The organism is Bordetella genomosp. 6 (assembly GCF_002119705.1).
Taxonomy (GTDB): Bacteria; Pseudomonadota; Gammaproteobacteria; order Burkholderiales; family Burkholderiaceae_B; genus Bordetella; species Bordetella bronchiseptica_F.
On the sequence record NZ_CP021107.1, the window covers coordinates 4,845,022 to 4,871,241 of the forward strand.

24 protein-coding genes are annotated in these 26,220 nt (G+C 68.9%); 7 read left to right on the plus strand and 17 right to left on the minus strand.

All coding sequences use genetic code 11. The features are described 5' to 3' along the window. Positions 1–31: 31 nt before the first annotated feature. From CAL11_RS22765 to CAL11_RS22780, 4 genes are read right to left on the minus strand one after another with little or no spacing between them, the layout of a single operon-like run. The gene (locus tag CAL11_RS22765) at positions 32–1,213 is read right to left on the minus strand and encodes a xanthine dehydrogenase family Fe-S subunit (protein ID WP_086094353.1); all 1,182 of its coding nucleotides are present in this window, start codon (positions 1,211–1,213) and stop codon (positions 32–34) included. Next, a complete protein-coding gene (locus tag CAL11_RS22770) occupies positions 1,210–2,046 on the minus strand; it encodes an FAD binding domain-containing protein (RefSeq protein ID WP_086094354.1) in 837 nt (278 codons plus the stop codon). The genes CAL11_RS22765 and CAL11_RS22770 overlap by 4 nt, the downstream gene beginning before the upstream one ends. Further along, a complete protein-coding gene (locus tag CAL11_RS22775; RefSeq protein WP_086094355.1) occupies positions 2,043–4,421 on the minus strand; it encodes a xanthine dehydrogenase family protein molybdopterin-binding subunit in 2,379 nt (792 codons plus the stop codon). Before CAL11_RS22775 ends, CAL11_RS22770 begins: the two co-directional genes overlap by 4 nt. Before the next feature lie 29 nt (positions 4,422–4,450). Then, positions 4,451–5,554, minus strand: coding sequence for a TRAP transporter substrate-binding protein (locus tag CAL11_RS22780; protein WP_033460109.1), 1,104 nt, complete (start codon positions 5,552–5,554; stop codon positions 4,451–4,453). Between the two features lie 468 nt (positions 5,555–6,022). Here CAL11_RS22780 and CAL11_RS22785 point away from each other — a divergent pair, with 468 nt between their 5' ends. From CAL11_RS22785 to CAL11_RS22800, 4 genes are read left to right on the plus strand one after another with little or no spacing between them, the layout of a single operon-like run. Further along, positions 6,023–6,334: a non-heme iron oxygenase ferredoxin subunit gene (locus CAL11_RS22785; RefSeq protein ID WP_033460111.1), complete on the plus strand. Its 312-nt coding sequence runs from the start codon at positions 6,023–6,025 to the stop codon at positions 6,332–6,334. 4 nt (positions 6,335–6,338) lie between these two features. Beyond that, the gene (locus CAL11_RS22790) at positions 6,339–7,601 is read left to right on the plus strand and encodes an NAD(P)/FAD-dependent oxidoreductase (protein WP_086094356.1); all 1,263 of its coding nucleotides are present in this window, start codon (positions 6,339–6,341) and stop codon (positions 7,599–7,601) included. A gap of 35 nt (positions 7,602–7,636) precedes the next feature. Continuing rightward, positions 7,637–8,926, plus strand: coding sequence for an aromatic ring-hydroxylating dioxygenase subunit alpha (locus CAL11_RS22795; protein WP_086094357.1), 1,290 nt, complete (start codon positions 7,637–7,639; stop codon positions 8,924–8,926). 14 nt (positions 8,927–8,940) lie between these two features. Beyond that, positions 8,941–9,456, plus strand: coding sequence for an aromatic-ring-hydroxylating dioxygenase subunit beta (locus CAL11_RS22800; RefSeq protein ID WP_033460118.1), 516 nt, complete (start codon positions 8,941–8,943; stop codon positions 9,454–9,456). 68 nt (positions 9,457–9,524) lie between these two features. On the opposite strand, the gene CAL11_RS22805 is transcribed toward CAL11_RS22800, so the two are convergent. The 6 genes from CAL11_RS22805 to CAL11_RS22830 all read right to left on the minus strand — a co-directional run bounded on the left by CAL11_RS22805 (position 9,525) and on the right by CAL11_RS22830 (position 14,773). Continuing rightward, on the minus strand, positions 9,525–10,142 hold the full coding sequence (locus tag CAL11_RS22805; protein WP_086093413.1) for an isochorismatase family protein: 618 nt from the start codon (positions 10,140–10,142) through the stop codon (positions 9,525–9,527). 16 nt (positions 10,143–10,158) lie between these two features. Beyond that, a complete protein-coding gene (locus CAL11_RS22810) occupies positions 10,159–11,190 on the minus strand; it encodes a 2,5-dihydroxypyridine 5,6-dioxygenase (protein WP_033464892.1) in 1,032 nt (343 codons plus the stop codon). Positions 11,191–11,217: 27 nt separating this feature from the next. Further along, the gene (locus CAL11_RS22815; protein ID WP_086093414.1) at positions 11,218–12,039 is read right to left on the minus strand and encodes an alpha/beta fold hydrolase; all 822 of its coding nucleotides are present in this window, start codon (positions 12,037–12,039) and stop codon (positions 11,218–11,220) included. Between the two features lie 19 nt (positions 12,040–12,058). Then, positions 12,059–12,811 carry a maleate cis-trans isomerase family protein gene (locus CAL11_RS22820; protein WP_068924594.1) on the minus strand — a complete coding sequence of 251 codons (753 nt, stop codon included), beginning with the start codon at positions 12,809–12,811 and terminating at the stop codon, positions 12,059–12,061. Between the two features lie 25 nt (positions 12,812–12,836). Beyond that, positions 12,837–13,799 carry an amidohydrolase family protein gene (locus CAL11_RS22825; RefSeq protein ID WP_086094358.1) on the minus strand — a complete coding sequence of 321 codons (963 nt, stop codon included), beginning with the start codon at positions 13,797–13,799 and terminating at the stop codon, positions 12,837–12,839. Between the two features lie 323 nt (positions 13,800–14,122). Next, the gene (locus CAL11_RS22830; RefSeq protein ID WP_086094359.1) at positions 14,123–14,773 is read right to left on the minus strand and encodes a nucleotidyltransferase family protein; all 651 of its coding nucleotides are present in this window, start codon (positions 14,771–14,773) and stop codon (positions 14,123–14,125) included. An 82-nt stretch (positions 14,774–14,855) separates the two neighbouring features. Between CAL11_RS22830 and CAL11_RS22835 the strand changes: the two genes are divergently transcribed. Next, positions 14,856–15,851 carry an XdhC family protein gene (locus tag CAL11_RS22835; RefSeq protein WP_086094360.1) on the plus strand — a complete coding sequence of 332 codons (996 nt, stop codon included), beginning with the start codon at positions 14,856–14,858 and terminating at the stop codon, positions 15,849–15,851. Between the two features lie 7 nt (positions 15,852–15,858). On the opposite strand, the gene CAL11_RS22840 is transcribed toward CAL11_RS22835, so the two are convergent. From CAL11_RS22840 to rsmB, 7 genes are all read right to left on the minus strand, one after another. Then, positions 15,859–16,326: a MarR family winged helix-turn-helix transcriptional regulator gene (locus tag CAL11_RS22840; RefSeq protein ID WP_370448380.1), complete on the minus strand. Its 468-nt coding sequence runs from the start codon at positions 16,324–16,326 to the stop codon at positions 15,859–15,861. 145 nt (positions 16,327–16,471) lie between these two features. Continuing rightward, entirely contained in the window at positions 16,472–17,941 is a 1,470-nt protein-coding gene (locus tag CAL11_RS22845; protein WP_086094361.1) for a TrkH family potassium uptake protein, read from the minus strand. Positions 17,942–17,989: 48 nt separating this feature from the next. Then, complete coding sequence (gene trkA / locus CAL11_RS22850) at positions 17,990–19,369, minus strand: Trk system potassium transporter TrkA (protein ID WP_033448375.1); 1,380 nt, start codon at positions 19,367–19,369, stop codon at positions 17,990–17,992. Further along, complete coding sequence (gene plrR, locus CAL11_RS22855; RefSeq protein WP_003818497.1) at positions 19,366–20,055, minus strand: two-component system response regulator PlrR; 690 nt, start codon at positions 20,053–20,055, stop codon at positions 19,366–19,368. The genes trkA and plrR overlap by 4 nt, the downstream gene beginning before the upstream one ends. Positions 20,056–20,065: 10 nt before the next feature. Then, complete coding sequence (gene plrS, locus CAL11_RS22860) at positions 20,066–22,375, minus strand: two-component system sensor histidine kinase PlrS (RefSeq protein ID WP_086094362.1); 2,310 nt, start codon at positions 22,373–22,375, stop codon at positions 20,066–20,068. Next, positions 22,372–22,983, minus strand: a complete 612-nt coding sequence (locus CAL11_RS22865; protein WP_080704187.1) for a DUF4390 domain-containing protein — start codon at positions 22,981–22,983, stop codon at positions 22,372–22,374. Before CAL11_RS22865 ends, plrS begins: the two co-directional genes overlap by 4 nt. A gap of 18 nt (positions 22,984–23,001) precedes the next feature. After that, positions 23,002–24,336 carry a 16S rRNA (cytosine(967)-C(5))-methyltransferase RsmB gene (gene rsmB / locus CAL11_RS22870; RefSeq protein WP_033467439.1) on the minus strand — a complete coding sequence of 445 codons (1,335 nt, stop codon included), beginning with the start codon at positions 24,334–24,336 and terminating at the stop codon, positions 23,002–23,004. Between the two features lie 107 nt (positions 24,337–24,443). On the opposite strand from rsmB, the gene CAL11_RS22875 reads away from it, so the two are divergent. Together CAL11_RS22875 and CAL11_RS22880 are read left to right on the plus strand one after the other, a co-directional pair. After that, on the plus strand, positions 24,444–25,073 hold the full coding sequence (locus tag CAL11_RS22875; RefSeq protein ID WP_033467436.1) for a LysE family translocator: 630 nt from the start codon (positions 24,444–24,446) through the stop codon (positions 25,071–25,073). Positions 25,074–25,159: 86 nt separating this feature from the next. Beyond that, positions 25,160–26,143: a 2-hydroxyacid dehydrogenase gene (locus CAL11_RS22880; protein WP_086094363.1), complete on the plus strand. Its 984-nt coding sequence runs from the start codon at positions 25,160–25,162 to the stop codon at positions 26,141–26,143. Positions 26,144–26,220 lie beyond the last annotated feature (77 nt).

Sequence of the window (26,220 nt, forward strand, 5' to 3'; positions counted from 1 at the left end):
CCTGGAATCGCGCGCGACGCCGGCGCGCCGTTCAGCCGCCGCGGCCGAACCAGCGCTTGATCCGCATCCACAACACGCTGAAGAACATCGCCACCGGGTTGAACTGCGCCTGCGGCAGCGTCGCGCCGTCGGGCTGGCGCAGACGCGCCGTCACGTTCTTGCCGAAATCGGCGATCATGCGCCGCACGAAATCCTGCACCAGCCCGGAACGCGAGAACTGCGCCAGCGGCCCCTGCAGGGCGTACTGCAGGTCCACGTTGACCCGCGTCTCGTTCCCGGCCACCGCCTCGACCTGGTAGGCAATATCGCCGGTGGCGCGCGACTGGCTCAGCGAATCCTGGCCGGCGCCGCGAAAAACCGCGCGCATGGCCGCTTCGTCGCGCTCCAGGCGGGCCGCGCCGTTGAACGCGGCAGCCATGGGGCCGAACTTGATGGCAATCTTGCCCTTGACGCGCTGGCCGTCGGTCTCCTCGATGACCGCTCCCGGCAGGCAGGCCGCCACGGCCGGCAGGTCCACCATGAAGGCCCACACCTCGGCCGCGGGAAAAGGCACGGTGAACGCGTCGATGATCTGGTTGCCCTTGCCGCCGGCCGGGCCGGCGGCCGCGCGCGGCGCCGCCTGGGCCGCAGCCGGCGCGCTGGGCGTGAAAGGCTGGAAAGCGATCGGCTGCTCGCCGCGCGGCGCCGGCAGGCGGCCGTCGGCCGCGGCCGCGCGCAAGGCCTGCACGGCCGCGTCGGGCTGTTCGCGCAGGTCGCGCAGCACCGACATCACGGCGCCCACGATGCCCATGTAGCCGGTGCAGCGGCACAGATTGCCCGACAGCTCCACGCGTACGCGCGCCTCGTCGGCATCCGGCAGGCGCAGCACGATATCGCGCGACGTCGTCAGCATGCCCGGGGTGCAATAGCCGCATTGCAGCGCATGGTACTTGGTGAAGGCGGCGCGCAGGCGCGCCATGACCGGATCACCGTCATAGCCTTCGATGGTGGTCACCTGGCGGCCTTCGCACGCCACCGCATAGGTAATGCACGAACGGACCGGCTGGCCATCGACCAGCACGGTACAGGCCCCGCATACGCCGTGCTCGCAACCCAGGTGGGTGCCCGTCAAGCGCGCCTGGTCGCGCAGAAAATCGCCCAGGTGCATGCGCGGCGGCGCCTCGTGGGCCACCTGCTTGCCGTTGACTTCCAACGTTACTTGAACCATCGTCATTCCTGTACGCCCAGCGCCTGCTTCAGGCAGCGCGCCACGGCGGTTGCATGCAATTTGCGATGCAGGGCATCCTTGCCGGGCATGGCCTGCGCCACCGCTTCATCGATACGCTGGGCCTGCAGCGCGGCCGCGCCCTGGCGCGCCACCGCGTCGGCCAGTTCCGGCAGCAGGCAGGGCGCGCCGTCGAGCGCGCCCACCGCGATGCGGGCCACCCGGCGGGCGGGCTCGAACCACGCCGCGCAACTGGCCTCGGCAAACTCGCCGGTCTTGCGGCAGAACTTGTAGTAGCCCCAGCGCGCGCCGTCGGTCATGGCCGGTACGTGCACGGCGGCAATCAGTTCGCCGTCGCCCACCACCGTGGTGTAGGCGCCCTGCATGAAAGATTCGGCCGGCACCATGCGCTCGCCGTCCACGCCGGCGATCTCGATATCGGCGCCCAGCGCCACCATGGTCAGCACCCAATCGGCCGCCGGATCGGCATGCGCCAGGCTGCCGCCCACGGTGCCGCGATTGCGGATGGCGCGATAGGCGATGCCGCTCGCCACCTGCTGCAAGGCCGAGCCGCGCAACGCGGCGTGCACGCCGTCCTCGATCTCGGCGTGGGTGACCGCGGCGCCCACGCGCACGCGGCCGCCACGCTCGCCAACCTCGCGCAGCGCCGGCACGCCCGAGATGTCGATCACCACCGGCGGACGCGCCAGCCGCAGGTTCAGCATCGGACCCAGCGACTGGCCGCCGGCCATCAGCTTGGCCCGGCCGTCATGCTGCCGAAGCCACTGCAGCGCCTGCTGCGTCGACTCGGCGCGAAAATACTCGAACTGCGCCGCTTTCATGCTGCCTCCCTGGCGCCTTGCGCAATGGCCTGCAGCACACGGATCGGCGTCAGCGGGGTGCGCGACAGCTCGGCGGCGCCCAGCCCGCGCAGCGCATCGTTGACTGCGTTGAACAGCACCGCGGGCGGTGCGATCGCGCCGCCCTCGCCCATGCCCTTGGCGCCGAATTCCGTATGCGGCGACGGCGTCTCGAAATGATGCAGCCGCATGTTGGGCACCTCGGTCGGGCCGGGCAGCATGTAGTCCGCCAGCGTCGACGCCAGCGGCTGGCCGTTGGCGTCGTAGGGCGTCTCTTCGTAGAACGCGGTGCCGATACCCTGCGCGATGCCGCCTATGGTCTGGCCTTCCACGACCATGGGGTTGATCATGGTGCCGCAATCCTCGACGACCACGTAATCCAGTATCTCGACCGCGCCGGTGTCCGGGTCCACCGCCACCACGGCGGCGTGGCTGGCGTAGGTGAAGCAACCGGTATCGACCTTGGGCTTGTAGCCCACGTTCACTTCCAGGCCCGCCGGGTCCACGTCGGGCGGCAGCAGTTGCGGCCGCAGGTACCAGGCATCGGCCACGTCGCCGGTGCTGACCGATTTCGCGCCGGCCCGGTAGATGCCCTCCTGCAGCGTCACCGCGTCGTCGTCCACGCCCAGCATGTGCGCGGCGATGTGCCGCATGCGCGGCAGCAGGCGCTTGCATGCCTGCGACACGGCGCCGCCGGACATGACCAGCGAGCGCGACGCGTAGGTGCCGGTGGAGAACGGCGTCTGGCCGGTATCGCCATGCAGCACCTTGATGCGCGCCACATCGATGCCGAGGATCTCGTGGGCGATCTGGGCGAAGGTGGTTTCCATGCCCTGGCCGTGCGAGTGCACGCCCACGCGCACTTCCAGCCCGCCGTCGGGCGTCACGCGCGCCGTCGCCTGGTCGAAGCCCGGTATCACGGGGGTGCCCCAGGCGGCGAATACCGAGGTGCCGTGCGCGGCCTGCTCGGTATAGGTGGCCACGCCCACGCCGATGCGCCGGCCGTCGGCCTCGCCGCGGGCCTGGCGGGCCCGCACGCCGTCGATGTCCAGCATTTCCAGCGCCTTGCGCAGGCTGGCCGGGTAGTCGCCGCTGTCGAAGTGCTTGTTGGTCACGTTGACGTACGGCATCTGCTCGGGCTGCACCAGGTTCTCCAGGCGCACCTCCCAGGGCTCGCGGCCCACTTCGCGCGCCACGGCGTCCATCGTCAGCTCGATGGCGAAGCACACGCCGGTGCGCGCCACGCCGCGGTACGGCACGAAGCCGGGCTTGTTGGTGGCCACGCAACGCGTCTCGCAGCGGTAGCCGCGAAAGCCATAGGGTCCGGGCAGGTTGCCGACCGCCTGGCCGGGTTCGAGCCCGATGGTGAAGGGCCACACCGAATAGGCCCCGCCGTCGATCGTGATACGGGCGTCCAGCGCCAGCAGCTTGCCGCGCTTGTCCGCGTAGGCGGTCATCTCGTAGTGGTGTTCGCGCGAATTGGCGCCGGCGGTCAGGTGTTCACGGCGGTCCTCGATGAAGCGGAACGGGCGCTTGTACGTCTTGGCCAGCCAGGCCACACAGAGCTCTTCCTGTTGCAGCACGCACTTGTAGCCGAACGCGCCGCCCACGTCGGGGGAGACCACCCGCACGCGGCCCTGCTCGAGGTCCAGGCACTGGGCCAGCACGCTGCGTATCATGTGCGGCACCTGCGTGGCGCTGATCACCACCAGCTGGTCGGCCTGGTGGTCCCAGTAGGCCAGCACCGCCTTGCCTTCCATGGGAACCATGCATTGCCGCGCCAGGTCGATCTTGCGCTTGACTACCACCTCGGCGCGCGCGGCGTGTTCGTCGAAGTCGCGATCGGCGGTCAAGGTGACGAACACGTTGTCGCGCCAATGTTCGTGCACCAGGTCCGACGTGGCCTGCTGCGCGCTGACCACGTCGGCATAGACCGGCAGGTCGTCATAATCGACTTCCACCAGCTCGGCTTGGTCTTCCGCCTCGGCGCGCGTCGGCGCGAAGGTCATGGCCACCGGCTCGCCAACGAAGCGCACCTTGCCGCTGGCCAACGGCGGCTGCACCGAGGCCTGGTAGGTCGGCAGGGTCGAATCGGCCGCGATATCGCGCGCATCGCCCATCATCGAGCGCAGCACGACCTTGTCGCGCACGCCCTCGGGCACCCGCACATCGGCGATGCGCGCATGCGCCAGCGGACTGCGCAGGAATGCCACCTCGCACAGCCCGGGCATGGCCATGTCGGCCACGAAGTTGCCCTTGCCGTGCAGATGGCGCGCGTCCTCCTTGCGGGGAACGCGCGCCCCGACCCCTTGCCGTGAACCGGCGCCAACCTCGGCGCCGGTATGTTCTGTCGTCATGACTGCCCTTTGAAACTGAATGACGTCTGTTACTTGGCCTGCGCCCGCGCCACTGCCGCGAAGGTGTAGTTATCCAACGCGTTCTCGGCGACACGGAACCAGCCCGCTTCGTCTTCCTGGAATTTCTTCCAACCGGGATAAATGGCCTTGAAATCGGGATTCTTGTCCGACAGCTCGGTCCACAATTGCTGCGATGCCTTATATACCGCGTCCATGACTTCCTTGGGGAAGAAACTGACCTTGGCGCCGCCGGCGATCAGCTTGCGCAGCGCCGGGGGGTTGCGGGCGTCGTAGTTCGCCAGCATCTTCATGGTCTGCTCGCCGCAGGCGGCCTCGAACGCCGCCTGGTAGGCCGGCGGCAGCGCCGCCCAGGCCTTGTCGTTGACCATGGACGTGATCGAGGCGCTGCCTTCGAACCAGCCCGGCGAGTAGTAGTAGGGCGCCACCTTGTTGAAGCCCAGTTTTTCATCGTCGTACGGCCCGATCCATTCGGCCGCGTCGATGGTGCCCTTCTCCAGCGCGGGATAGATGTCGCCCGGCGGGATCTGCTGCGGCACCACGCCCAGCTTGGACAGCACCATGCCGCCGATGCCGCCGATACGCATGTTCAGCCCATTGAGGTCGGCGGTGGACTTGATTTCCTTGCGGTACCAGCCGCCCATCTGCACGCCCACGTTGCCACAGACATGGTTGACGATGTTGTATTTCTTGTACAGCTCGCGCAACTGCTGCAGCCCCCCGCCGTAGTGGATCCAGGCGTTGTGCTGGCGCGCGTTCAGGCCGAACGACAGGCCGGTATCGAACGTCAGCGCCGTGTTCTTGCCGATGTACATCGTGCTCAGCACGTGGTTGCACTCCACCGTACCGTTGCTGACCGCGTCCATGTTCTGCGCGGAAGGAACCAGCTCACCACCGGGAAACGCGCGGATCTCGAACTTGCCGTCGGTCAGCTGGCCGACGCGCTTGCACAGTTCGTCGGCCGAGCCGTAGATCGTGTCCAGGCTCTTGGGCCAGCTGGTCGACATGCGCCAGCGGACGGTCGGGTTGGCCTGCGCCATGGCGGGCATGCCCACCGCGGCCAGACCGGCGCCGGCTGCGCCGGCGGCTTGTGCGAGAAAACGGCGTCGTTGCATGACTTGCTCCTGAGCTGTCGAATCGAATGCGAATATCTGCTTGTCTGGGCGCGACCAGCCGCGTCCGGGAAACCCCGGCCGCCGGCGCGCCGGGTTGTACCGCCAACTGCGTCCGGGACCTGAAGCCCGGTTTGGAACGACTTGCCGGCATGCTCGCTTCGGCCGCATGAAACGCGTCGAAAAAAAGTAAGTATGCTGACGTTTTATTCAGCATACTGATAGTGTTTTTGAGTGTCAACGAGGTTTTCCCCGGTGTCCTGCCGCGCTCGCGCCCGCGTTTTCGCGGGCCGACGCGGCGCGCGGCAAGTCCAGCAACGGCGCGGCTTGGCGCGCGATTGGCGCATGCCGGCCGGGACAGGCCCGCGAGCCCCGCGACCGGCCGGCACGACCAGGGAAATCCCTAGGATAAATTTCCGTTTTATAGGAAGTACACTGCGCATACTTACTCAGCACACTGAATATTTAGCCATGAACTGGATCAAGATCGCGACTACCGACCAACTCGAGGACGACGAGGTCATGCCTGTCACCGCCGGCGAGGCGAAACTGGCCCTTTATCGCAGCGAGGGCGAATACTTCGCTTCGGACAATGTCTGTACCCACGCCTATGCCCTGCTGTCCGATGGCTACCTGGAAGATGGCTGCATCGAATGCCCGCTGCACCAGGCCAAGTTCGACATCAAGACGGGCAAGGCCATGTGCGCGCCGGCGACGGCCGACATCCGCGTCTATCCGCTGAAGGTCGAGAACGACGACATCTACGTCGACCTGCAAGCCTGACACCATGGACGAGATCCAATCCATCGTGATCGTGGGCGCGGGCCAGGCCGGCGCGGTCGCCGCGGCCAGCCTGCGGCAGCTGGGCTATCGCGGCGGGCTGACCCTGATCGGCCAGGAGGCCCACCCGCCCTACGAGCGCCCGCCGCTGTCCAAGGCGGTCCTGCAGGGCACGGCCACGCATGCCGAGGCCGCCGTACACCCCGCCGGCTTCTATGCCGAGAACGACATCGCCCTGCTTACCCAGGCGGCGGCGGCCGCGCTCGATCCGGCCGCGCGCACGGTGCGGCTGGCCGACGGACGCACGCTGGAATACGATCGCTGCCTGCTGGCCACCGGCGGCCACGCGCGCGAACTGCCGGCCCTGCCGCGCGGCCGCGCCGGCGTGCACTACATCCGCACGCTGGACGACGCCCTGGGCCTGCGCGCGGCGCTGCGCCCGGGCGTACGCGCGGCTGTCATCGGCGGCGGCTTTCTTGGATTGGAAGTGGCCTCGACCGCCCGCGAACTGGGCGCCGAAGTCACGGTGATCGAAAGCGGGACGCGCCTGCTCGAACGCGCCCTGCCCACCGTCGTGTCGGACTGGCTGGCCGAACGCGTGCGCGCCAGCGGCGTCGACCTGCGGCTGGGCGGTGCGATCGCCCGCATCGGCGACGGTCCGCCCTATGCGCTCACCCTGGCCGACGGTACGCAGGTGGACGCCGACCTGGTCGTGGTCAGCATCGGCCTGGCGCCCGAAGTCACCCTGGCGCGGCAGGCCGGCCTGCCGCTGGACGGCAACGGCGGCATCTGCGTCGACGCGCGGGCGCGCACGGCCGACCCCCATATTTACGCGGCCGGAGACTGCGCCAGCCAGCCGCGCGCCTGCCTGGGCGCGGCCGCGCGCTTCGAATCGTGGCAAAACGCCAACGAGCAGGCGCGCGCGGCAGCCTCGGCCATGCTGGGCCTGGAGCCCGCCGCCGAACCCTATCCGTGGTTCTGGACCGACCAGTACGGCTGCAACATCCAGATCCTGGGCTTGCCGCAACCCGGGCTGCAATATATCTGCCGCCCGCAGGCGGACCCCCAGGCGGCGGCGCGCGTACTGTGGATCGGCCTGCGCGATGGCGTGCCCTGCCATGGCATCGCGGTCAACGCCGGCGGCGACCTGCGCCAGCTGCGGGTGCTGTTCGAACGCGGCATCGCCGTGGAGCCGCACCGCCTGGCCGATCCGGCCGAAGCGCTCAAACCCCTGGTCAAGGCCTGGCAGGCCGCCGCCGCCGTGGCCTGACCGCACTCGATAACGCCCACACAGGAGCTGTCTCCATGTACCAATCCCAAACCGTCATCGGCCGTACTCTGGCGGCCAAGGACGCCCCGCTGTCGGAATGCGCGTGGCCGCAGGATGCCCTGCACTTCATCCCCGACTGGGTCTACACGAACAACGCGGTCTACGAGCAGGAGCTGGAAAAGATCTTCCGCGGCAAGACCTGGAACTTCGTCGCCCTGGAGGCCGAGATCCCCAATGCCGGCGATTACAAGCGCTCGTATGTGGGCGCCACGCCCGTGGTGGTGTCGCGCGCCGAGGACGGCTCGATCAACGTGTTCGAGAACCGCTGCGCGCACCGTGGCGCCGAGTTCTGTCGCCACAACCAGGGCAACGCCAAGGAATTCGTCTGCCCCTACCACCAGTGGTCGTACGACCTGAAGGGCAACCTGCAAGGCATTCCGTTCAAGCGCGGCGTCAACCGCGAAGGCGGCATGCCCAAGGATTTCAAGAACGAAGAGCACGGCCTGCGCCGCCTGCACGTGACCACGCGCAACGGCGTGGTGTTCGCCTCCTACAGCAGCGAAGTCGAACCGATCGCGGAGTACCTGACGCCCGAGATCCTAGCTGATTTCGACGCCGTCTTCCCCGGCAAGAAGCTGAAGATCCTCGGCTACTACCGCAACGAGTTGCCCTGCAACTGGAAGATGTACCACGAGAACCTGAAGGATCCGTACCACGCCACGCTGCTGCATTCGTTCCTGGTGGTGTTCGGCCTGTTGGTGGCGGGCAACAAGTCCGCCATGCTGGTCGACTCGGTCCATGGACGCCACGGCACCATGGCCTCGGCCAAGAGCGAGGACAAGTACGCCACCGTCAGCGAAGAGAACAAGAAGGAAATGCGGTCGTTCCACGATGGCCTGCGCCTGCGCAACGACCGCTTCCTGGAGTTCATCAAGGAATTCGACTCGCCCTGGTCGGTGACGATGCAGACCATCTGGCCCAACCTGATCGTGCAGCGCGAGATGAACACCCTGGGCGTGCGCCACATCATCCCCAACGGCCCCGACAGCATGATCATGCAATGGACCATGTTCGGATACGAGGACGACACCGAGGAGATGCAGCGCCACCGCCTGCGCCAGGGCAACCTGATGGGCCCGGCGGGTTTCCTGGGCCTGGAAGACAACGAAGCGATGAAGTTCGTGCAGGAGGGCGTGCGCCGCGCCAGCACCGACGTCAACGTGATCAAGCTGGAATCGGGCAAGCAGGGCACCTCGAACACGCTGATTTCCGAAGCGGCCATCCGTTCGATGTACAGCTACTACCGCGAAGTCATGGGCTTCTGAATCAGGACAGCACAATGAGCCAGACGTTTTTCCCTCCCCGCACCATCGACCCCGCCCGCGCCATCGCGCTGAAGCTGGAGGTCGAAGAGTTCAACGCCGACTACTGCGCCGCCCTGGATGGCGGCCAGGTCGAATCGTGGCCGGATTTCTTCACCGAAACCGCGCTGTACCGCGTGACGGCGCGCGAGAACGCCGAGCTGAACCTGCCGGTGGGCCTGGTGTATGCGGAAGGCCGCGACATGATGCACGACCGCGCCGTGGCGATTTCACGCACGCAGATGTTCGCGCCGCGCTATATGCTGCACATGGTGAGCAACACCCGCGTCACCAGCGAAACGCCGGACGGCGAGATCGCCGCGTCCAGCACGTTCCTGCTGATGCAGACCCTGGTCGAGGGCCCCACCACCCTGCACCTTGCCGGCAGCTACCACGACCGCTTCGTGCGCGAGAACGGCGTCCTCAAGCTGCAGGAACGCCAGGTCATCTACGACACCGCCATCCTGGCCAACGACCTGGTTTACCCCGTGTAAGCCCGCGCCTGGCGTGCCTGTTAATTCGGCAGGAGCCTGTCCCCCTGCGGGGACAGGCTCCTGAGGGGTTACGTTGTCTTTGCCAGCGCCTCGTCGTGCGTCATCACGGCGGCATACTTCTGCCGCATGTCGAACAGGTTGGCCTCGTGCGGGCCCAGCGCGCGGTCGCCCACGCAGTCGGACAGCACCAGCGGGCGGAACCCCGCCGACATCGCGTCGACCACGCTGGCGCGCACGCACCCGCTGGTGGTCGCCCCGGCCACCAGCAGCGTGCGCACCCCGCGCTGCGCCAGCCACGCCGCCAGCATCGTCCCGAAAAACGCCGACGGCGTGCTCTTGCGCACCACGTACTCGCCGGCCGCAGGCGCCAGCTGCGGCACGATCGCGCTGGCCGGCGCATGCTCCTTGAGCGTGAGCATCCCCGGCACCTTCAGGCTGAAGATATTGCCGTCGGCGTCGTCGTCGGCGTACACGATGCGGCTGTGCGCCACCGCCCAGCCCCGCTCGCGCGCGGCCCCCAGCACCGTGCGCGTGGTCTCGATCGCCGCCGCGATGTTGCCGCCGCCAAACTGCGCCGGATCCGCGAACCCGTTGACGAAGTCCACGATCAGCAGCCCGTACGGCGCCTGCGGCTCCAACCGCGCCCCGAACCCCTGGCGTTCATAGCTGGCCAGATCATTGCTCATTGTCCTTGCCCCTTCCTCAGTCCAGTACCTTGCCCTCGCGCACCACCTCGCGCCCGTCCAGGCGCACCGTGCAGCGGCGCAGCGGAATGTCGATGTGGCAGGCCGTCGTGCGGCTGCCCCCCGCCTCGTTGTTGGGCCCCAGCGAGAACAGGAAATTGCCCTCGTAGGCCCGCGCATCCATGCCGATGGTCGCCTCCCGGTCGTACAGCCCCAGCGTGGTCCAGCTCGCCCGCGGCTGCAGGCCCCAGCCGATGTGCGAGATCGCGTACGCCTGCGGATCCTTGAACGTGGCCACGTACTCGCGCAACAGCTCCGCGTCCAGCCCCCCTTCGATGCGCGTCGCGTAGCCGTTCTCCACCGTCAGCACGATCGGCTCGCTCGCGTACGACTTCTGCGGCAGCACAATGTCGCCGCGGTCGATCACGATCGTGCCGTTGGCCGACCCCTCGTCGGGCCAGGTCAGCGCGAACCCGCTGGGCCAGTGGTCCCAGCGCCCCGGCTCGTCCACATAGCCGTATTCGCTGATCGCCGGAAACTCCCCCAGCATGCAGCGCAGCCGCGTGCCCGCCTCCGACTCCACCGTCATCTCGCGCGCGCCCGCAATCCGCGCCGCCGCCGCCTTGACCCGCTGCCGGTCGCCCTCGGTGGGCACCAGCCGCGCCAGCACCTCCGGCGGCTCCACCGCCAGCAATATCTTGGTGCCCCCCTGCAGGATCTCGTGCTGCTCGGGCGAGAACAGCAGCGTCATCAGGTCCAACACCAGGTCGCTGGCCTTGAGCATCGCGATCGCCGCCTTGTTGCCCGTCAGCGGCGTGGTCCCCAGGTACGCCAGCGCGTCCCGGCTGAGCGCCTTCTCCCCATTGACCGGCGGCAGGTCCAGCCGATTGACCACCGCCCCCATCGACTGCGCCGCCACCAGCGCCGTGCCCAGCGTCTGCGGGTGCGTGGCCGCGCTGGTGAGCACCGTCACCGTCTGCCCCGCCTGCAGCCTGGACAGGCTCAGCACCTGGGTCCAGGCGCGGATCATCTCGTAATCGCTTACCGGCATCGCCACTCTCCTTGTCTCATCGCGGCCTCAGCCCGCCCGCAGGCGCGCCCCCAGGAACTCCCCGAACGCCGCGTAAAAGCCTTCCTCGTTGTCCCACGGAATCATGTGCCCCGCATCCGCCACCCGCACGTGCGCCGTGCCCGGCGCCAGCGCCTCGATCTCGGCCACGTCCGCATCGCGCACCACCTCGCCGCGCGCCGCCGTCACCAGCAGCCGCGCCGCCCGCACCCGCGGCAGGTCCGCGTGCACGTCGTCCTGGTGAAACCCCTCGAAGCTGGCGAGCACCGCCCGCTCATCGCACGTGTGCAGCCACTCGGCGCGCAGCCGCAGCTGCTCGTCCGTCCAGCTCGGGCAATACGCCTTCATCTGCTCGCCCGTCATCCCCTGGCGCGCCTGCGCCATCGAGTCCACGTACCACGGCAGCTGCGCCGGATACGCCCGCCGCCCCGGGCCCGACACCGGCGGGTCCACCATCGCCAGCCGCGCCAGCCCCGCCTCGCCCGTGCGCGCCGCCCGGATCCCGATGCGCGCGCCCATCGAATGCCCCACCACGCTGTAGCGCGACAGCCCCAGCGCGCGCGCAAACGCCAGCAGGTCCTCGGCCTGCGCGTCCAGCCCATAGTCCAGCTGCGGCCCCGACTGCGACAGCCCCCGGCCGCGCACATCCAGGATGTAGGTGTCGAACTGCTCGCCAAAGCGCTCGCCCACGAAACCCCAGGTCACCGCCGGGCTGGTGATCCCCGGCACGATGATCACCGGATCGCGCCCGGCCCGCTCGCCCCCGTAGCGCAGGTAGTGCTGCCGGATCCCGTTGGCCTGCACGTTGCCGCCATACTGAAAATTGCTCATCGCTCGCTCCCCTCCTCTCTCAATACGCGCCCGACAGCAGCGCGCCCGCCCCGGGCACCACCGGCTCCAGCCCCAGCGCCTTGAGCATCGCGTACGTCGTGGCCACCGCCGCCGTCACCACCGGCTTGCCCGTCTGCGCCTCCACCTTGGCAATCGCCGCCAGCGACGGCATCTGCACGCACGCCGACAGCACGATCACGTCCGCCTCGCGGTAGTCCAGCCCCGCCACGATCTCCGGCAGCCGCGCCGGATCATGGCGTCCCACATCCAGGTTGTCCGGTATCTCCAGCGCCCGGTAATCCACCACCTCGTAGCCCTCGTGGCCGATGTAGTCCACCACCAGCTCGGTCAGCGGCTTCATGTACGGCGCCACCACCGCGATCTTCTTCGCCCCCATCACCTTCAGCCCATCGACCAGCGCCCCCGCGCTGGTGATCACCGGCGCCTCGCCCCCGTTGGCCGCCGTGTGCGCCGTCAGCCGCGCCTGCGACTGACGGTGATACCCCCGGCCCATCGCCATGATCGCCACCAGGCACGCATAACCCAGCACGTCCACCCGCGCATCGCTCAGCTCCACCGCGCAGCGATCCGACTCCGCGTCCATCGCCGCCAGCTCCTCCTTGACCACCTTCTTCATCCGCATCCGGCTCGAATGAAAAGTGAAACGCTCCCCGCGAATCTGCTGGCGCGCCAGCAGCATCGCGGGGATCTCCGTCTCCATCGTCGTATTCGAACTCGGCACGATCTGGCCAATGCGGTAGGTCTTCTGCATCACTCGTTTCTCCAAGGCAGGGGCGTCACAGTTTGAACAGGCGCGCGGCGTTGCCGTAGCAGACCAGGTCGCGCGTCGCCGCGTCCAACGGCGCGGATTCGATGAACTCGACCGCCAGCGCGGTCGACTCGTACGGATAATCGATCGAGAACATCACGGCCTCGGCGCCCATTTCGGCGATCGCACCGACCAGCGTCGGATGCGAACAGACGCCCGAAGTCGTGATCAGGATGTTGGAGCCGATGTACTCGGACGGCGCGCGCCGCAGCTTGACGCCGTACGGGTAGGCGGCGAAACGGCTGTCGAAGCGCCAGCGCTGGAACGGCAAGCCTTCGCCCATGTGTCCGAGGATGATCTTCAGCTTCGGGAAGCGGTCGAACACGCCGCCGAACAGCAGCCGCAGCGCATGGGTGCCGGTTTCCACGCCCCAGCCCCAGGTCGCGCCGGCCAGCTCCGGATGGCCCTTGTAGGCATGCGGCTGCACGTAGGCGTCGAACGGGTGCAGGTAGAGCGGCACGTCCAGCTCCTGCATCTGCTCCCAGAATGCGTCGTAGGCTGGATCGTCGTAGTACACGCCGTTGGTGTGGCCATTGACCAGCGAGCCCTTGAAGCCCAGTTCGCGCACCGCGCGCGTCAATTCGGCGGCGGCGGTCCTGGGATCGTGCATGGGCAGGGTCGCGAACCCGCCGAAGCGGTCCGGATGCCGCGCAATGCGCTCGGCCAGGAAATCGTTGTTCTCGCGCGCGCGGCGCAAGGCCACGGCGGCGTCGGGCTCGCCCTGCACGCCCGGGCCTGTCTGCGACAGGATCACATAGTCGATGCCGGCGGCGTCCATTTCGGCCAGGCGCCCCGCGCCGAAGTCGGTCAGGCGCGCGCCCAGTTCGGCGGCAAAGCCCGCATCGAGATGCTGTACGAATGCCTTGGAGTAATCGCCAAAGCCGACCGCCGTGAAATGCTCCTCGAAGGCGATCTTGCGCACTTTTGTCATACGTCTGCTCCCTGGATGGTGAGTCGGGTGAAGGCGCGGCTTCCAGGCCGTCCTTTTTAATCAGCATACTGACTATATGGAATCAAGTCCGCGCCGCCAGGCTTTGCGATCAGGGCGCGGGCGCCGTCTCCCGGGACGCCTCGAAACCCTTGCCATGCGGGACTTTACGCGCCCGGCCAGCGGCCCGCGGCAGTCCGGCCGCCAATGGCGGCACTTATATCAGTACACTGATTTTATAGTCAGCATACTGACAATTAAAAGAAAAATCTACGCCTCCTAGGGGCAACCCTGAGCCCGCCCGGCAACACCCGGGCCGGCGCCGCTCAGGCGCGGTTGTCCGCCAGATCCGCCGGCGTATCCACGTCCGCCGCCACGCCCGGGTCATCCACGTCGACCGCGGCGACGCGGTGGCGCCGCAGCAGCTCCCGCGCGCCGACGTCGCCCCGCAGCGCCGCCAGCTCGCCCCACAGCAGCCGCCCGAACGCCACGGGATGGCCACGCCGCCCCCGGTGAACCGGCACCGTTATTCCGTCCGGAGACGCCGCCGCGCGCACGGCCGACAGGGTGTCGCGCCGCACCCATGGCATATCGGCCAGCGCCACCAGGCAGCTATCGGCCCGGCCCGTCATGGCCGACGCCTGCCCGGCCAACAGGAAGCGGGCCGCCGCCGCCAGGCTGGCGCCCATGCCCTCGCGGGCCTGCTCGCTCTCCAGCACATGGCAGCCCTGCTCGCGCAGCAAGGCGGCCAGGACGGCACTTTCCGGCCGGACCACCGCCACCACGGCGTCGGTGGCCTGGCGCAAGGCCCGCGCGGCGCGCACGGCCACGGCCGTGCCGTCGGGCAGTCTGGCCAGGAGCTTGTCCTGCCCCCCGGAAGCGGCGGCGAACCTTCGGCCCTGGCCGCCCGCAAGCAAAATGCCCACGCAGGGCGCGGGCGGATCAGCCTGGGGAGAACCATGATCGACGCGTGGCATAGTATTCAGTATAGTGAGTAAATTCCAGGCGCGGGCCGGCGCATTGCTGGCCGCGCCACCCGTCCGCGAGTAGAGTAGCCCCATGAACGCCCTGGATCTGGATGTATTGCAGCACGCCCGCGACTGGCTTGCCAGCGGCCGGCGCGTGCACCTTGTCACCGTCGTGCAGACGTGGGGGTCGGCGCCGCGCCAGGCGGGCGCCATGCTGGCGGTGCGCGACGATGGCCAGGTCGTGGGCTCGGTGTCGGGCGGCTGCATCGAAGACGACCTGATCGCGCGGGCGCGCGCCGGCACCCTGCCCGAGCGCGCCGAACGCCTGACCTACGGCGTCACGCGCGACGAAGCCACCCGCTTCGGCCTGCCCTGTGGCGGCACGCTGCGGCTGGTGGCCGAGCCGCTGGTGCCGCGCGATGCCTGGCTGGACGAAGTGCTGCAGGCGATTGCCGAACACCGCCTGGTGCGCCGCACGATCGACCTGCACACCGGCGCGGCCACGCTGGAAGCCGCCGCGCCGGCCGAAGGGCCGGATTTCGACGGCCGCATGTTCCGTGCCGTGTACGGTCCGCACTGGCGCCTGCTCATCATCGGCGCCAACCAGACCGCGCAGGTGCTGGCCGACATTGCCGCCACCCTGGATTTCCAGGTGATCGTGTGCGACCCGCGCGAGGAATTCCACGCAGCCTGGCATGCGCCGCACGCCACGCTGGTCACCACCATGCCGGACGACACGGTGCTGGAGATCGGCACCGACGAACGCACCGCGATCGTGGCGCTGACCCACGATCCCAAGCTGGATGACATGGTGCTGCTGGAGGCGCTGAAGTCGCGCGCCTTCTACGTGGGCGCGCTGGGGTCGCGCGCCAACCAGGCAAAGCGGCGGGAAAGGCTGCGCCTGTTCGACCTGGGCGACGAAGACATCGCCCGGCTGCGCGGGCCGGTCGGGCTGCCCATCGCCAGCCGTACGCCGGCCGAGATCGCCGTGGCGGTGGCCGCCGAGCTGGTCTGGGTGCGCAATACCCTGGGCGATCGCGAGGCGTCCGGCGCGCCGCTGCCCGCGGCGCTGGCGCCGGCGCGCTGAAGCCCTGCTACATGGCCTTGAGCGCGGTGCGGCTGTACTGATTGTTGGCGTCGACCAGCGTCGACAGCAGCTTCATGAAGATTTCGCGGTTGCGCGGCGACAGCGGCTCGAGCAGCCGTTGCTGCGCGCGCGCCATGCCGCCTTGCAGCAACCCCATGATGCGCAGGCCTTCCTGCGTGATCACGGCCTGGCGCGAGCGCTTGTCGTTGGGATTGACGCGGCGCTCGACCAGCCCGCGCTCCTGCAGCCGCTTGATGACGTCGGCGGTGGTAGTGCGGTCCAGCCCCAGCTCCATGCCGATCGCGGTCTGGTCCAGCCAAGGGCTGAGCGACAGGGCCGTCAGCACGCCATACTGCACCGGCGTGACGTTCTGCGTCTTGCACTCTTCGTAGAACAGCGCGTAGTGGATCTGGTTCAGGCGCCGCACGAGGTATCCGGGCCGCGACCACAGAACCTGCTTGGCAGGATCGAACACCGTACTGTCCGTCAGGGACGACGTTGTGCGCTTCTTTCTCGTTGCTTGCTTGTCTGGTTCTGGCATGGGAGAGAAAGGCCTTACGCCAAATTTAGTGAGTACACTGAATAGTACACCACCGCGCGGGCAGCGGCCGCGCGCGCCGCTATTTGCGCCAGAACAGCGGCGTGAACAGCACCAGCACCGTCAGCAATTCGAGACGCCCGATCAGCATCGCGAAGGTGCATACCCAGGTCTGGAAATCGTTGAGCACCGAGAAGTTGCCCATCGGCCCCACCGGCCCCAGCCCCGGCCCGGTATTGTTGATCATGGCCATGACGGCCGAAAAGGCGGTGATCAGGTCCAGCCCCGACAGCAGCAGCAGGCTGCTCAGCACGCCCACCGACAGTCCGTACACCAGCATGAACGCGAGCACCGAGGCCATGATGCGCTGGTCGACCACGCGCGAGCCGATGCGTACCGGGCTGACCGCGTGGGGATGCAGCATGGTTACCAGCTCGTTGCGCGCCTGCTTGACCAGCAGGATGATGCGGATCATCTTGATGCCGCCGCCGGTCGAGCCGGCCGAGGTCACGAACGCCGACAGCAACAGCATGGTGAGCGGCGCGAACAGCGGCCAGGACGCGTAGTCCACATTGGCGTAGCCGGTCGTGGTGGCCACCGAAATGGTGTTGAACATGCCGTAGCGCAACGCCTCCCAGGGATCGCCGTATACGCCCTTGATATAGAGGAACACGGAGATCACCAGGCCCGCGCCCAGCATGACCGTGAGGTACGGAATGGTCTGCGGGCACACCACGTAGGCGCGCCAGTTGCGCTGGCGCAAGGCGTTGAAATGCGTGGCGAAGTTGATGCCGGAGATGGTCATGAAAACGATGGCCACCAGCTCGACCGACAGCGAGTCGAAGTGCGCGAAGCCATCGTCATAGGTCGAGAAACCGCCCAGCCCCATGGTCGTGGCCATGTGGCACCAGGCGTCGAACCACGACAGGCCGACGGCCCGATAGGCCAGCAGGCATACCATCGAGAAACCGAAATACACCGCGTACAGCGCCTTGGCGGTGCTGGCGATGCGCGGCGTGAGCCGCTCGTCCTTCATGGGCCCGGGCGTCTCGGCCCGCACCACCTGGTGCCCGCCCACGCCCAGCAAGGGCAGGATGGCCACCGCCAGCACCAGGATGCCCATGCCGCCGATCCAGATCAGCGTGGCGCGCCACAGGTTGATCGAGGCCGGCAAGGCGTCGAGCCCGCTGAGCACCGTGGCGCCGGTGGTGGTCAGGCCCGACATGGCCTCGAAATAGGCGTCGGTGAACGACAGCGGCATGCCCACGTCGTCGTAATAGAGCAGCAGCGGAATGGCCGCCAGCGCGGGCAGCGCGGCCCATACGGTGGACACCAGCAGGAAGCCGTCGCGCGCATGCAGCTCGCTGCGGCCGCGGCGCGTCGCCAGCCAGGTGCCCGCGCCTATGCCCAGCGCCAGCAGGAAACCTTCGAGAAAGGCGGTGAAGCCGGCGTCCTGGCCGATGTAGGCGACCGAAAGCGGAATCACCATGGTGAGCGCGAACACCACCATGGTCAGGCCCAGCACGTAAAAGGTCGCCAGCAAACGCTTCATGAATACCGCTCGACGTCATGGCCCGGCGCCCGAGCGCGGCCGCGTGGTTCAGAAAAAGGAAGCCGACACCTGGAACAGTTTCTCGACGCGCGGCATCTGCCGGCGCGAAGGCACGAAAACAATGACATGGTCGTCCGACTGGATTTCGGTGTCGGCGTCGGGAACGATGATCTCGTCGCCACGCACCAGCACGCCGATGCTCGCGCCCTTGGGCAGTCCGATCTTGCCCACCGTGCGGCCGACCACGCGCGAGGTGGACCGGTCGCCATGGGCGACGGCCTCCAGGGCCTCGGCCACCCCCTGGCGCAGCCGGTGCACCGCCACCACGTCGCCGCGCCGCACATGCCGCAACAGCTCGCTCATGGTGGCCTGCGACGGCGAGACCGCCACGTCGATGTGGCTGCCCTGCATGAGCTCGCCATACGCCTGCCGGTTGATCAGGGCGATGACCTTGCGCGCGCCCAGCCGCTTGGCCAGCAGCGAGGACATGATGTTGTCCTCGTCGTCGCTGGTCAGGGCCAGCCAGGTGTCCATGTCCTCGATATTCTCGCGCTCGAGCAGCGCTTCGTCGGTGCCGTTGCCATGCAGCACCAGCACATTGTCGGGCAGCTCGGCGGCCAGGTATTCGCAGCGCTTGGCATCGTGCTCGATGATGCGCACGCTATAGCCTTCTTCGGCCAGCTGGCGCGCCAGCCGCAGGCCGATGTTGCCGCCGCCCGCGATCATGACCCGGTGCACGGTCTTCTCGGCCTCGCGCAGCTGGCGCACGGCGCGCCGCGCATGCCGGGTATCGACGGCCAGCACGACCTCGTCGCCCGGCGCCACCACCGTGCCCGTCCCGGCGTGCAGCGGGCGTCCGTCGCGCAGCACGTCGACGATGCGGGCCGTGACGTCCGGCCAGACCTCGCGCAGTTCGTCGACGGGATGATGCGCCATGGGACTGCCGTGGCCCACCCGGACAGTGATGACGCTGACCCGTCCGCCGGCGAACTCGACCACCTGCAGCGCCTCGGGAAACTCGATCAGGCTGTGCAGGTAGGTGGTGACGCTGCGCTCCGGACTGATGAGCGCATCGATGGCGAAGCCCTCGTCGCCCATCAGCTCGGGATGGTCGGCGAACTCGGGCATGCGGATGCGGGCGATGCGGCGCGGCACGTTGAAGACTTCGCGCGCGATCTTGCACGCCACCAGATTGGCCGCATCGGAAGCCGCGCAGGCGATGAACAGGTCGGTGTCGTCGGCGCCGGCCGACTCCAGCACCGACACCTGGATGCCGTCGCCCTGCACCACGCGCAGGTCGAAGCGATCCTGCAGGTAGCGCAACTGGTTGACGTCGGTGTCGATGACCGTGATGTCGTTCTGCTCGGACACCAGGTTTTCGGCCACGCTGGTGCCAACGCGGCCCGCCCCCATGATGAGGATCTTCATGTGCCTCGCTTGCGCGCGGATTCGATGCCCAGCTGCTTGAGCTTGCGGTACAGGTGGGTGCGTTCCAGGCCGGTGCGTTCGGATACGCGCGTCATGCTGTGATTCTCGCGCACCAGGTGGTATTCGAAGTAGATGCGCTCGAACTCGTCGCGCGCCTCGCGCAGCGGCTGATCGAGCGAGATGCTGCCCAGCTGGCCGTTGGATGCGGCCGGCGCCTCGACCGGCGCCTGGAATGGCTGCGGCGGGTCGAGCTCGTCCTCGAGCGCGACGGCCACCGGCGCCGCGGCGGCATGCGCCAGCGGCGGCGCGGCGCGCGGCGCACGCCCGCGCGCCAGGCCGGCTTCGATGGTCTTGAGCAGGCGCTGCAGCGTAATGGGCTTTTCGAGAAAGTCCATGGCGCCGATGCGGGTTGCCTCGACGGCCGTGTCGATGGTGGCGTGGCCGCTCATCATGATGACCGGCATATCCAGCAAGCCCTGCGACGCCCACTCCTTGAGCAGACTGACGCCGTCGGTATCTGGCATCCAGATGTCGAGCAGGACCAGGTCCGGGCGCATGCGCAAGCGCGCGGCGCGAGCCTGCGCCGCGTTCTCGGCCAGTTCGACCGTGTGCCCCTCGTCGTATAGGATCTCGGACAGCAGCTCGCGAATGCCAACTTCGTCGTCGACCACCAGAATTCTGGCCATAACCTCTCACCTATTGCGTAGCCGCATTATCCTTTTCTTGCGCGGTCGCGTCCATAGTATCGGACGGCAACGCCAGGCGGGTCAACAATATGGAGATCCGCGCGCCCCCTTCCTTGCGATTGGCGAGATCGATGCGGCCGCCATGTTCTTCAACGATCTTGCGCACAATGGCTAATCCTAACCCAGTCCCGTGCGCCTTGGTCGTCACGTAGGGTTCGAAGGCGCGCTGCATGACCTGCGGCGGAAAGCCCGGGCCGGTATCGGCCACGGTGAAACGCACCGCGCGCTGCTGCCCGCCGTCGGGCTGCTCGCTTTGCACGACCTGCGTGGTGACCTTCACGCGCCCCTCGCCGCCCTGCTCGGCGACCGCGTCGCGGGCGTTGGAAAGCAGGTTGTGGATGACCTGGCGCAGCTGGGTCGGATCGCCCTCGATGTCGGGCACGCCGGGCGCCAGATCCACGTCCAGGTTGAGCACGCGCGCCGCGCCGCGGCCGCCGCCGTCGCCCGGATCCCAGCCATACAGCGACAGCACGTCGGCCACCAGCGCATTGAGGTCGATACGCTGCATGACGGCCGGCGGCGTGCGCGCGTACTCGCGGAAGTCGTCGACCATCTGCTTGAGCGAGCCCACCTGGTTGACGATGGTGTTGGTGGAGCGGATCAGCATCTGCGCGTCGGCCGGCTGCAGCCGGTCGGCCAGCTTCATGGCCAGGCGCTCGGCCGACAGCTGGATCGGCGTGAGCGGGTTCTTGATTTCGTGGGCCAGGCGGCGCGCCACCTCGCCCCAGGCCACGGTGCGGTTGGCCGAAATGACCTCGGTGATGTCGTCGAACACCACCAGGTAGCCGTTGCCGCGGCCGTCCACCCTCAAGTGGGTGCCGCGCGCCAGCAGCGTCACCGGCTGCCCGCCCGTTTCGCCCAGCCCCGGGGTGATCTCGAATTGCTGCTGCCAGTGCAGGCGTTCCGAACCCACCGCCGCGTGGGCGGCGAAGGCCTGGCGCACCACCTGGGCGAACTCCAGCATGCCGTCCACGGTTTCCAGCGGCCGGCCGATGACCGAGCGCAGGTCGGCCTGCAGGATGGTCTGGGCGCCCTGGTTGACCGTGGTGACGCGGAACCCTTCGTCGAAGGCGATCACCCCGGACGACAGGTTGGACAGCACGCTTTCCAGGTAGACGTTGGAGCGCTCCAGCTGGCGCCGGTTGCTTTCCACCATCTGGCGCGCCTCCTCGAGCTGGCGTGTCATGGCGTTGAACGAACGAGTCAGTTGCCCGACTTCGTCGCGCTCGGGCGGCTCGGGCAGCGGCCGGAAATCGCCCACGCCCACCGCCTGGGTGCCGCCGGCCAGCCGCAGCAGGGGCCGCACCAGCCGCTTGGACAGCGACAGCGCCACCGCGATGGCGGCGAACACCGCCAGCAGCAGGGCCAGGGTCAGGGTGATGCCGTACAGCTTGCGCAGGCCCAGCCGCGACAGCGCCAGCTCCTGGTAGTCGCGAAAGCCCTGCTGCACCCGGTTGGCGTTGTGGGCGATCTGGTCGGGCACGGCATGCATCAACTGCAGCCAGCGCGGCTCGGCCGCCCCGCCCAGGATGCCGTCAAAGCGCGCCGGCGCCGACAGCGGGATCACCACGCGCAGGTGCAGGCCGCCCTCGGCGCCCGGAATCGCCGGGTCGTCGGCCTCGGCGGCCGAATAGCCGCGCGCCAGCCGCAGCTGGTTGAGCAAGGTTGCGGGCAGGCTGGGCGGCAGCAATTGCCCATAGGTATTGGTGGAAAAGGCCAGCACCCGTCCGCTGCCGGTGAACACGGTGGCCTCCTGCGCGCCGTTGGCCTCGCGCAGCCGTGTCAGCGCCAGCGGAATGTCGTTATCGGACATGTTGTTCAGCTCGGCCGCCATGGCGCGGGCGCGCACATCCATGTCGGCCAGCTGCGAATCGAGCGCGGCGCGGCCCAGGTTCAGGCCCGACTCCAGCGCGCTGTCGACGCGGACGTTGAACCACGACTCGATCGAGCGCGACATGAACTGCACCGACAGGGTGTAGATCAGCGCGCCGGGCACCACCCCGATCAGGGCGAAGGCCAGCGCGAAACGGGCCGTCAGGCGGGCGCCGAACTGGCGCCGGCGGATCTGGCGCGCCAGCCGCACGGTCAGGGCCACCACCCAGACGAACAGCGCGAACGCGAAAATACCGTTGAGAATCAGCAGGGTGTCGTAATAGCGCGCAAAGCGTGACGCATTGCCGGTGGACCAGGCCAGCAGGCCCAGCAGGGCCAGGCCGCTGACGCCGCCGACCACCAGGGCAAGGCGTAGAAACATTCTCATGAGGGGTCTCGCACGGGCTCGGCCAGGGCGAAGGAGAACTCCGCCCACGGCGTGGCCGGCGACCACGAGCTGCTGTTGAGGGCGTTGACCTGGAACGGCCGCGCCAGTTGGGAGGTGTCCAGGCGCACGCGCAGCTGGCCGCCATAGCGCACGCCGGGGTCGAACTCGGACGCATCGGCCACTTCCCAGTTGCGGATATGGCGCACCAGGTCCATGGCGTCGTCCAGCGAGGCGACCGGCAGCGACAGCTCGCCGGCGCCGGCCCGCCACTGGCGGGTCAGGGCGTTGTAGGCAATGCGCCAGGTAATGCTTTTGTCGACCAGGGTGTGATCGAACCACCACCAGCGCGAGCGGGTGATCTGCAGGTCGGCGGTGAAATAGAGCGGCACGCCACGCTGCGCCGCGTCACGCAGCTGGTCGTTGAGTTCGAAATGGACATCGGCGCTCAGCTCCAGCTTGCCGTCGCGCACCAGCGGCTCGATGCGCTGGACGTGCGGATCGGCGGCATGGGCAAGCCCGCCCGTAATCGGCGAGAACGAGCCAAATACCAGCAACAACGCGAAAAATAGGCGAAGAATCATCGACATACGGCAAATGCGCGGCAGCATGACCCTATTCTTGGCGATTCAGGTCCGCTTGGCAAACAAGGCATAGAAAAAACCGTCGTGTTGCGCCTGCGGTGTTGCATCGATGGCAACAGGCAGCAGTTGCCCGGGCGCGGCCAGGGGCGTGGCGTCGGCATGGCGGCGCGCGAAGGCCTCGGCCTGCTCGCGCCCTTCGGCCGGAAACACCGAGCAGGTCACGTACAGCAGGCGCCCGCCCGGGGCGACCGTGCGCCACAGGGCGTCGGCGATGCGCGCCTGCAGGGCGGCGGTGCGCGCTACGTCCTCGGCGCGGCGCAGCCAGCGGATATCCGGGTGGCGACGCACGATCCCCGACGCGGTGCACGGCACGTCGGCCAGCACCGCATCGAAAGGCCGGCCATCCCACCAGGCATCCAGGTCGCTGGCGTCGGCGGCCGCCAGCCGCACCCGCGGCGTGCGCAGGCCCAGGCGTTCCAGGTTCTGGTCCACCCGCTGCAGGCGTTGCGGGTCCGCGTCCAGGGCCAGCAGGTCGATATCGGCCAGCTCCAGCAGGTGGGCGGTCTTGCCGCCCGGCGCGGCGCAGGCGTCCAGCACCCGCATGCCGTCGGCCGGCGCCAGCAGCGGCGCGGCCAGTTGCGCGCCGGCATCCTGTACCGACCACCAGCCCGCGTCATAGCCCGGCAACTGCGGCACCGGGCGCGGCTCGGCCAGCACCAGGCCGGCCTGGCCCGTCGGCACGGCGGCCACGCCGGCCTGCGCCAGCGCCTGGCGCGCCTGCTCCACCGTGGCGCGGCGGCGATTGACGCGCAGGGTCAGCGGCGCGGGCACGTTGGCTCCGGCCAGGATGTCGCGCCACTGGTCCGGATAGGCGCGCTCCAGCAGCTCCACCCACCAGCGCGGATGGTTCCAGCGCGCCGCCGGGCGATCGGCCACGCCGTCCTGCAAGGCCGCCCGCTCGCGCAGGAAGCGCCGCAGGCTGGCATTGAGCAGGCCCTTGTAGGCGGCCAGCTTGCGCTGGCCGGCCGCCGCCGTCACCGCCTGGTCGACCACCGTGTGCGGCGCGTACTGCGGCGCGCCGGGCTGCGCCGCCGCGCCGGGCGCGTCGCGCAGCAGGCTGAGCGCCACGCGCAGGAGCGCGTCGAACAAGGGCCCGGGCGCGCGCCGCACCAGCGTCTCGGCCAGCGCGTCGGCCCAGCCCAGTTGCCGCATGGCGTGGAAGCTGACCGCCTGCACGGCCGGCCGCAGCGCCGGCGGGGTCTCGGCCAGCGCATCGGTCAGCGAGCGTCCCTTGCGCACCGCCTGCACGGCGGCGGCGGCGCCCAGCAGCACGGCCGACAGGGGCGGGGCCAGGACGGAGGAATCGGCAGGGGAAGGCATATGAAACGTTTCTGACGGCGGGACCGATATGGTAGCCGGACACTGGACGCCGCCGGCGGCCGGCGTCACACTGCACGCTTGCCCGGCCATGCCGCGCGGAGCCCGCCATGACGCTTGCCACCCTCGCCCTGTTTGTTCTCGCCTCCGGCCTGATCATCGTCACGCCCGGCCCGACCGTGCTGCTGGCGCTCAGCAACGGCTCGCGCCACGGCGTGCGGCGGGCCTGCTGGGGCATGGCCGGCGCGGTGCTGGCCGACCTGGTGCTGGTGGCCGCCGTCGCCAGCGGACTGGGCATGCTGCTGGCGGCGTCCGAACCGGCCTTCCAGGCCCTGAAGTGGATCGGCGCCGGCTACCTGGCCTATCTGGGCTGGCGGCTGCTGCGCAGCGACGCCGCCCTGGTGCTGCCCGCGCCGGCCGCGGGCGGCGGCGACGGCGGCGCCGGCGCGCTGTTCTCGCGCAGTTTCCTGGTCGCCCTGACCAACCCCAAGGCGCTGCTGTTCATGTCGGCCTTCCTGCCGCAGTTCATCGACCCGGCCGCGGCGCTGGCGCCGCAGTACGGCGCGCTGGCGCTGGTGCTGGCCGTGCTGAACCTGGCCGCCATGCTGGGCTATGCGGCGCTGGGCGCGCGCCTGGTCCGGGTATTGCGCACCGGCGGCCTGCGCTGGATCAACCGCCTGTGCGGCGGCATGCTGGTCGTGCTGGCGGGCACGGTGGCGCTATACCGGCGCGCCGGCTGAGGCGGACCGCGCGGCGCGCGCTTGCGCCGCGTCCGGGGCGCGCGCATCATGCGCGCTCCCCACGCTTTCAAGAAGGTGCCCTGCCCATGCCGGATCCGCGTCCCTCCCCCGCCGGCGGCCAGACCGCCGCCATCGACGTGCTCATGGTCGGACCGCTGCTGCCGGCGCTGGCGGCCGAGGTGCGCCAACGCTACCGCGCGCACCACTGGTGGGAGGCCGCCGACCCCGCGCGCCTGCTGGCCGAGCATGGCGAGCGCATCCGCGCCATCGTCACCACGGCCCGGTTCGGCGCCACGCGCGCGCTGATCGAAAGCCTGCCGCGGCTCGAAGTGATCGTCAGTTTCGGCGTGGGCCTGGACCCCATCGACATGGACGCCGCGCGCGAACGCGGCATTGTCGTCACCAATACCCCGGGCGTGCTGGAAGACTGCGTGGCCGACACCGCCATGTCCCTGGTGTTGTCGGTTGCGCGCCGCATCTGCGAGCTCGATCGCTTCGTGCGTTCCGGCGGCTGGCGCGCGGCCACGCCCCCGCTGGGGCGCAGGCTGGCGGGCCGTTGCTGCGGCATCCTGGGGCTGGGCAGCATCGGCCTGAAAATCGCCCGGCGCGCCGAGGCCTTCGGCATGGAAGTCGCCTATCACAACCGCCGGCCGCGCCAGGACGCGCCGGCGCATTACCGCTATTGCCCGGACCTGCCGACGCTGGCGGCCCGCAGCGCCTTCCTGGTGCTGGCGGTGCCGGGCAGCGCGCAAACCCATCGACTGGTCGACGCCGCCATCCTGGATGCGCTGGGCCCCGATGGCGTGCTGATCAACGTGGCGCGCGGCAGCGTGGTGGACGAGGCCGCGCTGGTGGACGCGCTGCGCGACGGCCGCCTGGGCGGCGCGGGCCTGGATGTCTACCAGAACGAACCCGAGGTGCCTGCCGCGCTTTGCGCCATGGACAACGTCGTGCTGCTGCCCCATGTGGGCGGCAGCACCGTGGAAACCCGCCAGGCCATGGCGCAGCTGTTCATGCGCAATCTCGACGGCTGGTTCGAGCGGCGCCAGCCCGCCACGCCGGTGACCTGAAGCGGCGCGCGGCGCCCGTCCGGCCGAGGCGCCAGACCTCACCAAAATTTCGTTCTGAACCAGCAAATTGCTTGGTT